The organism is Cytobacillus luteolus (assembly GCF_017873715.1).
In the GTDB taxonomy this organism is placed as follows: Bacteria; Bacillota; Bacilli; order Bacillales; family Bacillaceae_L; genus Bacillus_BV; species Bacillus_BV luteola.
This window is the reverse complement of record NZ_JAGGKM010000008.1, coordinates 75,339-87,315: the sequence shown is the minus strand read 5'-3', so window position 1 is coordinate 87,315 and position 11,977 is coordinate 75,339. Positions and strand designations below refer to the sequence as shown.

Annotated in this window: 12 protein-coding genes; 6 read left to right on the top strand and 6 right to left on the bottom strand. The window is 36.2% G+C overall.

The genetic code is table 11. From position 1 onward, the window contains the following. Nucleotides 1–390: 390 nt before the first annotated feature. The 3 genes from J2Z26_RS19640 to J2Z26_RS19630 all read right to left on the bottom strand — a co-directional run bounded on the left by J2Z26_RS19640 (nucleotide 391) and on the right by J2Z26_RS19630 (nucleotide 2,697). Nucleotides 391–1,011 (bottom strand): histidine phosphatase family protein, encoded by a 621-nt coding sequence (locus J2Z26_RS19640; RefSeq protein ID WP_193534942.1) that lies wholly within the window; start codon nucleotides 1,009–1,011, stop codon nucleotides 391–393. Between the two features lie 25 nt (nucleotides 1,012–1,036). After that, nucleotides 1,037–2,377 carry a sodium-dependent transporter gene (locus J2Z26_RS19635; protein WP_193534941.1) on the bottom strand — a complete coding sequence of 447 codons (1,341 nt, stop codon included), beginning with the start codon at nucleotides 2,375–2,377 and terminating at the stop codon, nucleotides 1,037–1,039. A gap of 125 nt (nucleotides 2,378–2,502) precedes the next feature. Then, nucleotides 2,503–2,697 (bottom strand): hypothetical protein, encoded by a 195-nt coding sequence (locus J2Z26_RS19630; RefSeq protein WP_193534940.1) that lies wholly within the window; start codon nucleotides 2,695–2,697, stop codon nucleotides 2,503–2,505. Between the two features lie 98 nt (nucleotides 2,698–2,795). On the opposite strand from J2Z26_RS19630, the gene kapB reads away from it, so the two are divergent. Then, nucleotides 2,796–3,182, top strand: a complete 387-nt coding sequence (gene kapB, locus J2Z26_RS19625; protein WP_319638026.1) for a kinase-associated lipoprotein KapB — start codon at nucleotides 2,796–2,798, stop codon at nucleotides 3,180–3,182. Nucleotides 3,183–3,261: 79 nt separating this feature from the next. On the opposite strand, the gene J2Z26_RS19620 is transcribed toward kapB, so the two are convergent. After that, nucleotides 3,262–4,581: a C40 family peptidase gene (locus J2Z26_RS19620; RefSeq protein WP_193534938.1), complete on the bottom strand. Its 1,320-nt coding sequence runs from the start codon at nucleotides 4,579–4,581 to the stop codon at nucleotides 3,262–3,264. 149 nt (nucleotides 4,582–4,730) lie between these two features. Then, nucleotides 4,731–5,351, bottom strand: a complete 621-nt coding sequence (gene kapD, locus J2Z26_RS19615) for a 3'-5' exonuclease KapD (RefSeq protein WP_193534937.1) — start codon at nucleotides 5,349–5,351, stop codon at nucleotides 4,731–4,733. A 250-nt stretch (nucleotides 5,352–5,601) separates the two neighbouring features. Between kapD and J2Z26_RS19610 the strand changes: the two genes are divergently transcribed. Further along, nucleotides 5,602–6,786, top strand: a complete 1,185-nt coding sequence (locus J2Z26_RS19610; protein ID WP_193534936.1) for an MFS transporter — start codon at nucleotides 5,602–5,604, stop codon at nucleotides 6,784–6,786. Between the two features lie 56 nt (nucleotides 6,787–6,842). Here the strand turns inward: J2Z26_RS19610 and J2Z26_RS19605 are convergent, their stop codons facing one another. Then, a complete protein-coding gene (locus J2Z26_RS19605; RefSeq protein ID WP_193534935.1) occupies nucleotides 6,843–7,082 on the bottom strand; it encodes a hypothetical protein in 240 nt (79 codons plus the stop codon). A gap of 256 nt (nucleotides 7,083–7,338) precedes the next feature. On the opposite strand from J2Z26_RS19605, the gene J2Z26_RS19600 reads away from it, so the two are divergent. The 4 genes from J2Z26_RS19600 to J2Z26_RS19585 are packed head-to-tail and all read left to right on the top strand — an operon-like array spanning nucleotide 7,339 to nucleotide 11,975. Beyond that, a complete protein-coding gene (locus J2Z26_RS19600; RefSeq protein WP_193534934.1) occupies nucleotides 7,339–9,741 on the top strand; it encodes a Na+/H+ antiporter subunit A in 2,403 nt (800 codons plus the stop codon). Beyond that, on the top strand, nucleotides 9,738–10,160 hold the full coding sequence (locus J2Z26_RS19595) for a Na(+)/H(+) antiporter subunit B (RefSeq protein ID WP_193534933.1): 423 nt from the start codon (nucleotides 9,738–9,740) through the stop codon (nucleotides 10,158–10,160). The genes J2Z26_RS19600 and J2Z26_RS19595 overlap by 4 nt, the downstream gene beginning before the upstream one ends. Then, nucleotides 10,160–10,501: a Na(+)/H(+) antiporter subunit C gene (locus tag J2Z26_RS19590; protein WP_193534932.1), complete on the top strand. Its 342-nt coding sequence runs from the start codon at nucleotides 10,160–10,162 to the stop codon at nucleotides 10,499–10,501. The genes J2Z26_RS19595 and J2Z26_RS19590 overlap by 1 nt, the downstream gene beginning before the upstream one ends. After that, nucleotides 10,494–11,975: a Na+/H+ antiporter subunit D gene (locus tag J2Z26_RS19585; RefSeq protein WP_227413628.1), complete on the top strand. Its 1,482-nt coding sequence runs from the start codon at nucleotides 10,494–10,496 to the stop codon at nucleotides 11,973–11,975. Before J2Z26_RS19590 ends, J2Z26_RS19585 begins: the two co-directional genes overlap by 8 nt. Nucleotides 11,976–11,977: the final 2 nt, after the last annotated feature.

Genomic DNA, 11,977 nt, shown 5'->3' with positions numbered 1-11,977 from the left:
GCTTGTTCAACCTGTCTGAATACACCTCGGAATCGGACTAGTTGAGGGGTTGGCTTGTTCAACCTGTCCGAATAACCTCTGGATTCGGGCGGGTTGTGGTGTTGGCTTGTTCAACCTGTCCGAATAACCTCTGGATTCGGACGGGTTGAGGGGTTGGCTTGTTCAACCTGTCCGAATACACCCCGGATTCGGACTAGTTGTGGTGTTGGCTTGTTCAACCTGTCCGAATAACCTCTGGATTCGGGCGGGTTGTGGTGTTGGCTTGTTCAACCTGTCTGAATACACCTCGGATTCGGACTAGTTGAGGGGTTGGCTTGTTCAACCTGTCCGAATACACCACGGATTCGGACTAGTTGTGGTATTCTCTTCGCAAACCTGTCCGAATAAAACCTAGACTTCATCTTTTTGTAAATCCACTAAATGCTCCGTATTATTTAACCATAAAATCAATCTATTATTATCGGTAATTCGTAAGTAATGAATACCTGTATCTCCTGTAGAAAAACCGTACTCTGTAATTGGTGGTAGCTTTAAAAAAGATTTAAGTATATTTGAGATCGTGCCACCATGGGCAACAATGGCAATTCTAGGGGCATTTCCGCTTTCTGCAATTATTTTTGAAAATACCCGCTCCACTCTTAATCTAAAATCCAGGACAGACTCACCAGCCTCGATTGCTTCATGTGGCAATCTTCCACCAGGTGGGAGTGGATATTTTTGTGCAGCAACTTCCCTAGGTAACCCAGCAAGCACACCATTATTGTATTCCATTAAGTCATCTTCAAGTAGTAGTGGAACACCACATTTTTGTGATAGTATACTGGCCGTTTCATGTGCTCGCTTTAATGGGCTAGCCCAAATTTTATTAGGGCTAAATCTTTTTGTTACTTTCTCTGCCATAAGCGCAGCTTGCTCTCTACCTAAATCTGTTAGTGAAAAATCTGCTCTTCCCTCATGAACGCCTAGTAAGTCTGCTTCCGATTGACCATGTCTAATTATAACAATATCCATTTCCATTCCCCACTTTACATCATTTTCAAATCCAACCAAGTGAATAAACAAAGATAACACTTATAGCAATTGGAACAATAAAACGAATTGAGAAATACCATAAATCAAATAAGATACCAAGACCCTTTGTACCATTTTCGAGCTCTTGCTTAACTAGCTTCCTTGGTAGTCTATACCCTACAAATAAAGAGATAAATAGAGCACCTAATGGTAAGCCAAAGTTTGTAACAATGAAGTCTGCTAAGTCAAATATTGTTCTGTTAAAAATCAAGAAATCCGACAACACTCCAAAGGATAAGGCACTCGGAATGCCAACTAGGAAAACCAAAATACCAGAAATCCAGGTTACATGCTTTCTCTTCCGGTGTTCTCCCTTTACTATTGCTGCCACAACGATTTCTAATATCGAGAAAGCAGATGTTAAGGTAGCAAACAGAAGCAACAGAAGAAATAGAAATAAGAAAAAGCCACCGAAAAACATCTCATTAAATACTGCTGGAAGGACAACAAAAACTAAACCAGGTCCTTCACTTGGCTCAAACCCAAATGCATATACTGCAGGAAAAATAACCAATCCCGCTAAAAGAGAAATCAAAATATTTAATCCAACTACTGTGTATGCAGACTTTGTGATATTCTCCTTTTTAGATAAATAGGAAGCATACGTTACCATTACTAAAATGCCGACACTTAAAGCAAAGAAAGACTGACCTAAAGCCATTAAAACTGTATCTGATGTTATGTTCATAAAGTTTGGCTTTAATAAGAACGCAATTCCTTCACTTGAACCTTCCAAAGTTACCGAGCGAAATACCAAAATCAAAAATAAGATAAATAGAGCAGGCATCATGTATTTGCTAGCTTTTTCAATACCTTTTTGAATGCCTCCCTGAACCACCATAATGGTTAGGAGCATAAATAGAAACTGAACAAACACAACCTCAAATGGACTAGAAATAATACCTGAAAATAGTCTTCCATACTCATCATTACTTAGCCCTGTTAAGGAACCACTAATACTCCTCCATAGATATGATAAGATCCAACCACCTACAACACTATAAAATGATAGTAAGATAAAGGAAAGACCAACCCCCATATACCCCAATATATGCCAGTTTGTCTGTGGGACTAATTGTCTAAAAGAGCTTATTGCATCTTTTTGAGAGGCTCTACCAATAATAAATTCTGCTATTAAAATGGGTGCCCCTATGAATATTGTTAATAGAAGAAACAAAAGAAAAAAGATGGCTCCTCCATTTGTTCCAGCCATATATGGAAACTTCCATATAGCACCTAGCCCAATTGCAGAACCTGCAACTGCTAGTATAAAACCTATCTTCGATGTCCACTGATCATTTTTCATGTATACTTTACTCCTCTTTCATTGCTCATTTATGAAATAATATTTATAATAGCATAAATCTATTAATAAAATTATTTCAAATAATTTAAAAAATCCTACTTAATTGAGTAGGATTACTTTACAATTTATTCTTTATCTCTTAATCTCTCTTCAAGTTCTTTTGCTTTTGCTTGCTCTTTGTTAGAAACTTTTATAATAAAGCGCATTGTTAAAACAGCGAATAACAAAAAAAGTGCACTCCAAAAGAAGGCTGGAATATACTCTGACTTATCCTCTGGAAAATATAAAAATAAATAAAGCGTGTTGAATACTACGAACATAGACACACTACCTTTCATATTGCTAGTCTAACTCGCTAAGTATATCATATTAATGACGAGTTCTCGAACATATTAATACAGGAATGAGGGTGAAAAAAGTGAGTGAAAACACATTACAAATTGGTGATATTGTCACAGGAATCGCTAAGACTGGAAAATATATCGGTGAAATAACAAATATCCGTCCACAGCATTACTTAGTTAAAATTAAAGCTGTTCTTAAGCATCCTCTTCAAGGGGATCTTCATGCTCCTAAGGAAGTAAATGTTCCAATCTTTCATGAACGCAGAGCACTTGCCTTTAACGAACAAACAAACATCCCTTTAAAAATGGTACGTCCGTACGAAGGCGAAATTCCATCTTATGAAAAATCCCTACACGACGCATTAAATAAAGCAGTACAAGAATTAGAAACAGACAACAGCGAATGGGCAAAAAGAAGCCTAGAAAACCTAGCAATCCTTAAAATAGACTACTTTAAATAACATTACTTTAAAGTGGATTATAGAAGAGCTACTTTTACTCCTAATTTTAAGCAAACAAAAGGCAGGGTATCCCCTGCCCTTAATAAACTCTTTTCGCCCCCATATAATACTGAGACCAATAACTATTATCTAACGAATAAACAGCAATTCCTTTCGAGGTTGTTGCAGAAATAAACTCATTATTTCCTACATAGAAACCTACATGCGATACCTCTCCAGGCCGGTTCACCCCGAAGAATACTAGATCTCCTACTTCTAAATTCAACTTTGCAACAGAAGTGCCCATTGTAAAATAAGCTGCAGAAGTTGTTCTTGGAATATTAATTCCATGTTGCGCAAACATAAAAGAAACAAAACCTGAGCAATCAAAACCCGAAGGAGTAGAACCTCCCCACACATAAGGCACACCTATGTAGTTAAAAGAGTCCTTAACTAACTCCTGTTTTACTTGTGCAGGGCTCTTAGTCGTTCCACTTGTTGTAGAACCACCTGCTGAAACCACAGTCAACCTCTGACCAACATAAATTACATCACTTGCTAAATTATTGGCTGACATAATCGCATTTACCGTAGTATTATACCTTTTAGCAATTGCAGATAATGTATCACCTGATTGAACGACATATGAGGTTGTAGAAGTTGGATTAGTTGTACCTACTTTCAGCTGTTGACCAATATAAATTGTATCCGAGGTAAGATTATTAAGTTGCTTGATTTGTAAAACAGTCATATTGTATCTCTTAGCAATAACAGAAAGGGAATCACCAGCCTGAACTACATAATTCTGAGTTGAGGTTGTAGGTTGTGGTGTGACGGTTGAACCCCTAACTTTCAAGTTTTGTCCGATATAAATTGTATCACTTGTTAAATTGTTTAGTTGTTTTAGTTCATTTACAGTCATATTATAAAGTTTGGCAATTACTGATAAGGAATCACCACTTTTTACAGTATAAGATGATTCTTGGACTGACGAAGGGCTCGAGGAAGATATCTTTAAAGTTTGTCCGATATAAATCATATCACCAGTCAAATTATTAAGTTGCTTCAGATCGTGTACTGTTATTCTGAATTTTTGTCCGATAGCAGATAAAGTATCTCCTTTTTGAACAGTGTAGGTGTTATCTAGTGAGGCTGCTTTTACAGTTGCTTGAGAGTTATCCCCGAGAACAATACTGCTCCCAAGCATAATTGTGGCAACAACAATGGTACCCGAGACTACCTTAACTATTCCTTGTTTAAAATTAGGGACATTCTTTTCAAGATAGCCTTGAACATTGCCATTAAGATGTCTCTTTTTTTGAGGTGGATTGCTTCCCAATTCATTTGAAAACTCAGTAAGGTTAGGGTCGAGTGTTAAGATAATTGTATCGTTACTTTCCATACGATGACCAACAAACATCGAACATCTCTCCTCTTTTTTATCTAGTCTTTTCCTAGGAGATGGTTTTTATGAAAAGCTGAAACGGTTATATATCTTGTAATTAATGGATAATAAGGGGTATTTTCACCACAAAAATAGAGCTAAATCACTTGTGTGGATTTAGCTCATCATGCAAACTTATTTAATAGCTTCGAAAAATCAACTCGGTCACCAATTGTAGTCGGTTCAGGTTTTTCTAAGTATCGCTTATCATTTTCAACCAATTTAAAAATGTTAAAAGTAGTCGTTGCATCATCTAATGCACAGTGATGCTTACCTGTCCCTTCTTTCCCATACTCCTGTACAGCCTTCCAAAGACCAGTTTGATTTTGGTCACCAAAAAATCGTTTATACTCCATTGACAAATCTCGTTGTCTCCCTTTAAAAGGAAAGGCAAGGTTTGCTTTTATGCAGTTTTGGCGTAATACCTTCATATCCATATTACCCCATGTAATGATTGTACTTTCCTGAGCGGGATCAAATTCATTTAACTTCTTAACTAGTTCTTCAAATGTAATACCGTTGTTCACCTGCTCTTGAGTAATGGATAGAAACGTTCGGCATCTCTCTGTGAGGATAGGAAACTTTAATGGTTTAACATATGAAGAAAATGTGCCACGAATTTTTTGCCCTATGACGGCTACTAAACCCACTTCAATTATTTCAGGATAAAAACCATATGGATTAGATCTATTTTCTGGCATTGTAAATTCAAAATCAATGAATAGATATTGGTGCTTATCATCCATTCTACTTCCCCCTTGTTATGACATACCATCTAAAGACTTTCGAACACCATTATTAGACAATTATACCACGAGATGAGCTTCTGTTTATGTCTTTTTTTCAGAATATAATAAAAATATACAAAAAATTCAATCTAGTCTTTGACAAATCACTTTTACTATTTTGAATATTATACTATAATATTTAGGGAAACGAAATAACTAAGACAAGAAGGTGTACACAATTACTACCGCTAAGCGAAACTTACTAATTATGTGGTTTACCAATTTTTTTGTAGCAGCTAGTGCTACAATGATTATGCCTTTTTTATCTTTATTCATTGATACATTAGGTGATTTTTCAGATGATTATGTTCAAAAGTGGTCAGGCTTTGTTTTCGGGGTAACCTTTCTGAGTGCATTCTTTATTTCTCCAATTTGGGGACGTTTCGCCGACAAGCACGGTTATAAAAAAATATTACTAATCACTGGTTCTGGAATTGCGATAAGTATTTTCTTAATGGGCTTTGTACAGTCTGTTGAACAGCTATTTATTCTTCGATTAATAATGGGAATTGTAACAGGCTTTATTCCAACATCATTAGCCTTAATATCAGCTCAAACGCCAAAGGAAACGGCAGGAAAAACTCTCGGTACATTGCAAATGGGGACAGTTTCTGGTGCCTTATTCGGACCACTGCTTGGGGGAATACTTGCTGATGCAGTTGGATTTCAATACACATTTTTACTAACATCCATCGTCATTGCACTGTCCACTTTATTGGTGGGAATCGGGATTAATGAAATAAGAGTATCAAAAGAAAGCAAGGACAAAAAGAGATTGTCCCGTAAAGAGGTACTTCAACTAATCTTTCACAATCCAGTATTATTTACAATTATGATAATCTCTTTACTAGTTCAGGCTGCGAATTTTAGCATCCAACCTCTTTTAGCACTCTATGTTGGAGAACTTAATGGAACGGAGAATCTTGCCTTCCTAGCAGGTCTTGCTTTTTCAGCAACTGGATTTGGAAATTTACTTGCAACAAGACAGTGGGGAAAACTTGGGGACAGAATAGGTCATGAAAAAGTACTAATGATTTTAATCATATTTGCAGCTATTACGTTTATTCCTCAAGGATTAGCTACTTCACTCTGGCAATTAGTTATCTTTCGGTTTTTATTTGGTATTTCTGTTGGCGGATTAATTCCATGTATGACTGCTTATATACGTCAAGTAGCCCCTCTTTCAATTCAAGGAGAAGTAATGGGTTATAATGTTAGCTTTAGATTTCTCGGAAATGTAATTGGTCCTGTTATGGGTGGAATAGTAAGTGGGTATTTTGGGATTTCTTCTGTGTTCTTTGTAACATGTGGAATCTTTGTTTTAAGTGCCCTTATTTTATGGGGAAGTATCAAGCGGCAATCCAATGAAATAGAAAGACATGTAGATGCATAACATAACAGATGGTTATATAGCTATAGCCATCTGTTTTATTTTGTAAGCTATTTTGTTTAGTCTACACCAGGTCTACTATTAACCCTAATATATTCTCTTGGCCTAAAAGGCGTATATAAATTGCCTTCTTTGCCAATTTGTCCATTATTTATAGTTTGTATTCGAACGGTTCCGTCTGGATCTTTTTCATATTTATAATTTCCATAATCACTTTTAGTTTGATCATTCAGCCACCAAGCACCTATAAGTAAAATAAAAAAAATTGATATTGCTACCATTACTTCTTTTTTATACATAGTCAACACCTCAGGTATAGTTTTTAGCAAGAAGTAAAAATCTATACCTAGAAAAAATTTTTTATGAATTTTTTAATAGATTATGACGGGTTTTTACTTATTTAATAACTTCGATTAGTATGGCGTATACTACCAATTACATTGCATGCAAGTTAAATTAGTTTAGTATATAATTTTCCTAGTAAGGTATACATACTAATTCTTGATGTTTACTAAGGATTAGTGAACGTCTAAAAATAAATAGGGGGGTACTACATTGTCATTGTTACATTTAGCCATTTTGTCTCCTTTTTTGCTGGCGGTTTTCATTCCGCTGTTATATAAGCATTTCAGGAAGATTCATACTGGGTGGTTCGTCCTTGTTTTACCGGTCATCTTATTCATTTATCTTTTACAGTTTATAAAAGGTAATGTAGAGGGTAACCCAACAACAAAGACATTATCCTGGATACCATCACTAGGAATCGATTTCACAGTATATGTGGATGGACTAGGGCTGTTATTTGCCCTTTTGATTACAGGAATTGGAGCACTTGTTGTCTTATATTCCATTTATTATTTGTCGAAGGACAAAGAATCCTTACATACGTTTTATGTTTATCTATTAATGTTTATGGGAGCAATGCTTGGGGTTGTCTTATCTGATAATCTAATTGTTCTTTATACTTTCTGGGAGTTAACCAGTTTATCTTCCTTCTTACTTATTGGATATTGGTATCATCGAGAGAAATCAAGATATGGTGCCCAAAAATCAATGCTAATCACTGTGTTTGGCGGTTTATCAATGTTAGCTGGTTTTATTCTTTTAGGTATGATGGCTGATACTTTTAGTATTCGTGAATTAATTGCACAAGCAGATACAATTCCTTCACATCCTTTATTTATTCCAGCATTATTGCTAGTGCTACTTGGAGCTTTTACAAAATCTGCTCAGTTTCCATTTCATATTTGGTTGCCGGATGCTATGGAAGCTCCTACTCCGGTAAGTGCTTATTTACACTCAGCTACAATGGTAAAAGCAGGTATCTACCTTGTAGCAAGATTAAGTCCTGTTTTCGCCGGGTCAGCAGAATGGTTATGGCTCGTTGCTGGATTTGGAATCATCACCCTTTTCTGGGGGTCATTCTCCGCTGTAAAACAAACCGATTTAAAATCAATCCTTGCCTTTTCGACAATTAGTCAGTTAGGGATGATTATGTCAATGCTAGGAATCGGAGCAGCAGCCTTACATTATGACTATCTTGATGACAATATCTATTTAATTGCTACAACTGCAGCAATTTTTCACTTAATCAATCACGCAACTTTCAAGGGTAGTCTATTTATGGTTGTAGGAATTGTTGATCATGAAACAGGAACAAGGGATATCCGTAAATTGGGCGGTTTAATGACATTAATGCCGATAACATTTACATTAGCAATCATTGGTTCGTTCTCAATGGCTGGTTTACCACCTTTTAACGGTTTCCTTAGTAAAGAGATGTTCTTTACTGCGATGCTTCACGCATCCACATTAGATATTTTTAATTTCGAAACTTGGGGAATTCTGTTTCCAATACTGGCTTGGATTGCAAGTATTTTTACGTTCATTTACAGCATGATTTTGGTATTCAAAACCTTTACAGGAAAATACAAACCAGAGGAACTTGATAAGAAACCACATGAAGCTCCAATCGGTATGCTAATATCACCAATTGTTTTAGCTTCATTAGTAATTATTATTGCTTTCTTTCCGAACCTCATTGCACAGAGTTTAATAGAACCGGCAATGGTGTCCATTCACCCTACTCTTCTGGAAATGGGATCGTTCAATACAAAGATCTACTTTTGGCACGGTTGGAACCTTGAGTTATTTATGACTATTGGAGTAGTAGGTATAGGGTCAGCCCTATTTTTAACATTAACAAAGTGGTCTGGCTTGTATGACCTATTTCCAAAGCGCTTAACACTTAATAATTTATATGACCACGGGCTAATATCCATGGAAAGATCAGCAACCAAACTAAATAGTCTTTACATGACAGGCTTTATTAGAAATTACCTAGTTTTTATATTTGGTTTTATGATTTTCGCATTGGGTGGTTCTTTACTGACCAAGAATGCTTTTATTGTAGATTTTACTGCGGCAGCGCCAGTAGGATTATATGAAGTTGTTTTAGCCTTGGTTTTAGTAGCAGGAGTATTAACAATATTATTTTCAAAGTCTCGGTTATCAGCAATTATTGCTCTTGGAGCCGTTGGTTACACGATTGCTTTATTCTTCGTGTTATTTAGGGCACCGGACTTAGCATTAACTCAACTATTAGTAGAAACAGTATCTGTAGCATTATTCTTACTTTGTTTTTACCATTTGCCTGAGTATAAGAAACAACAAAAGCGACTTTCTTTCCGACTTACGAACTTACTTATTTCTTTAGGTGTTGGAACTGTTGTTACTTTAATCGCTTTATCAGCAAATAGCACAAGACTTTTTGACTCGATATCAAGTTATTATGTTGATGCAAGTTACACTGAAGCCGGTGGTAAAAATATGGTAAATGTTATACTTGTAGACTTTAGAGGGTTTGATACCTTATTTGAGATTGTCGTACTTGGTATCGGAGCACTGGGGATCTATTCAATGATAAAACTCCGTCTAACAAGGGGGAGACAAGGATGAAAACAAACGATGTAATTCTTCAAACGATGACGAAGATTCTTGTCTTCATCATTTTTGCATATGCAATCAACCTGTTCTTGGCTGGTCACTATACGGCAGGTGGTGGGTTTATTGGCGGACTGATGGCTGCTGGAGCAATTGTTTTACTGTTATTAGCTTTTGACATGAAGACGGTCCGTAGCATACTCCCATTCAATTTCATCAGCATGACAGCATTAGGATTACTGATTGCAGTTGGAACAGGTGTTGGTGCATTTCTATTTGATGTTCCATTTCTAACACATACATTTGGTTATTTTGATCTACCGATCATCGGGAAAACCGGTCTTGCCACAGCAGTATTATTTGATATTGGTGTTTTCCTGGTGGTTGTAGGAATTGTTATGGTCATCATACAAACAATTGGGGAGGATGAATAATGGAGATAGTAATGTCTTTTATCATCGGCATATTATTTACTGCTGCAACCTACCTCATTTTATCTAAAAGTTTAATACGTATCATTATTGGAACTGGACTTCTAAGCCATGGAGCACATTTGTTACTACTAACAATGGGAGGATTAAAAAGAGGGGCTGCACCGTTACTTGGAGAAAATGCCAGTGCTTATACAGACCCGCTGCCTCAGGCTTTAATTTTGACAGCGATTGTTATTAGCTTTGGTGTTACTGCTTTCTTCTTAGTACTAGCCTATCGCTCTTACCAAGAACTTGGAACAGATAACATGGACAAATTGAGGGGAACTGATCGTAATGAATAATTTAGTAATACTACCACTGCTTATTCCATTATTAGCTGGGATTGCTTTAATATTCCTACATAAGTATATCCTAGCTCAAAAATGGATAAGTGCTCTTTCAGCTGTATTAACTGTTATTGTCTCGGGTTACTTGGTACAATTCGTTTATGATAATGGGATCCAAACCTTAAACTTAGGAAATTGGAAAGCACCGTTTGGAATCGTTTTAGTTGCAGATTTATTCGCTTCTATTCTTGTCTTTACTACTTCCATTGTTTCTTTAGCGTGTATCTTGTATTCCTTCAAATCAATTGGCATTGATAGAGAGCGATTTTACTATTACTCGGTCGTCCAATTTTTGATTGTAGGAATACTTGGTGCATTTTTAACTGGTGATATTTTCAATCTTTTTGTATTCTTTGAAGTTATGCTGATGTCTTCTTATGTATTAATAGTATTAGGTGGCACAAAAATTCAGTTAAGAGAATCAATTAAGTATATTTTAGTTAACATTGTTTCCTCTGCTTTGTTTGTTACAGCTGTCGCTTATCTATATGCGGTTACTGGTACATTAAATATGGCAGATTTATCAGTTCGAATTAATGAGATCGGTAATGAAGGAATAATCACGGTTATTGCCATTTTATTCTTAGTCGTATTTGGAATGAAAGCTGCAATATTCCCTCTATTCTTTTGGTTACCTGGATCTTATCAAGCACCTCCAACGCCAATTACTGCTTTTTTTGGCGCACTTTTAACAAAAGTCGGAGTGTACTCAATTATCCGCGTGTTTACATTGATTTTTAATCAGGATGTTGCATTTACTCATACAATTATAGGAATACTAGCTGGTTTCACTATTATTGTAGGTGTTATCGGTGCTATCGCATATTGGGATGTTAAGAAAATAATCATCTATAATATTATGACGGCTGTCGGAGTCATTTTAGCTGGATTGGCTGCATTCTCTACAACTGCCTTATCTGGAGCTATCTTTTATGTTGTTCATGATATGGTCATAAAGGCTGCACTATTTTTATTAGTAGGAGCCATGATTGTTATTACTGGAACAAATAACTTAAAGGAAATGGGAGGATTAATCAGAAATCATCCTTTACTAGGCTGGATGTTTTTTGTTGCAGCTGTAACTTTAGCCGGAATCCCACCACTAAGTGGATTTGTAGGTAAGCTATTAATTGTAACTGGTGGTTTTGAAAGTGAACACTATTGGCTAGCCGGATTGGTATTATTATCAAGCTTGCTTGTGCTCTACTCAGTTTTTAAGATCTTTTTGAATGGATTCTGGGGAGAAACAAAATTAGCTAAAGAAGAAGAAAAAGGTACAACAAAAGGGTTATTGTACCCATGCGCTCTATTACTTTCAATATCAATTATTCTTGGAGTAGGTGCCGATTGGTTCTATCCTTATATAAGCGAAGCTGCTGAAACACTAATGAACCCTTCAATCTATATTCAAGCTGTGTTAGGGGGATAGTG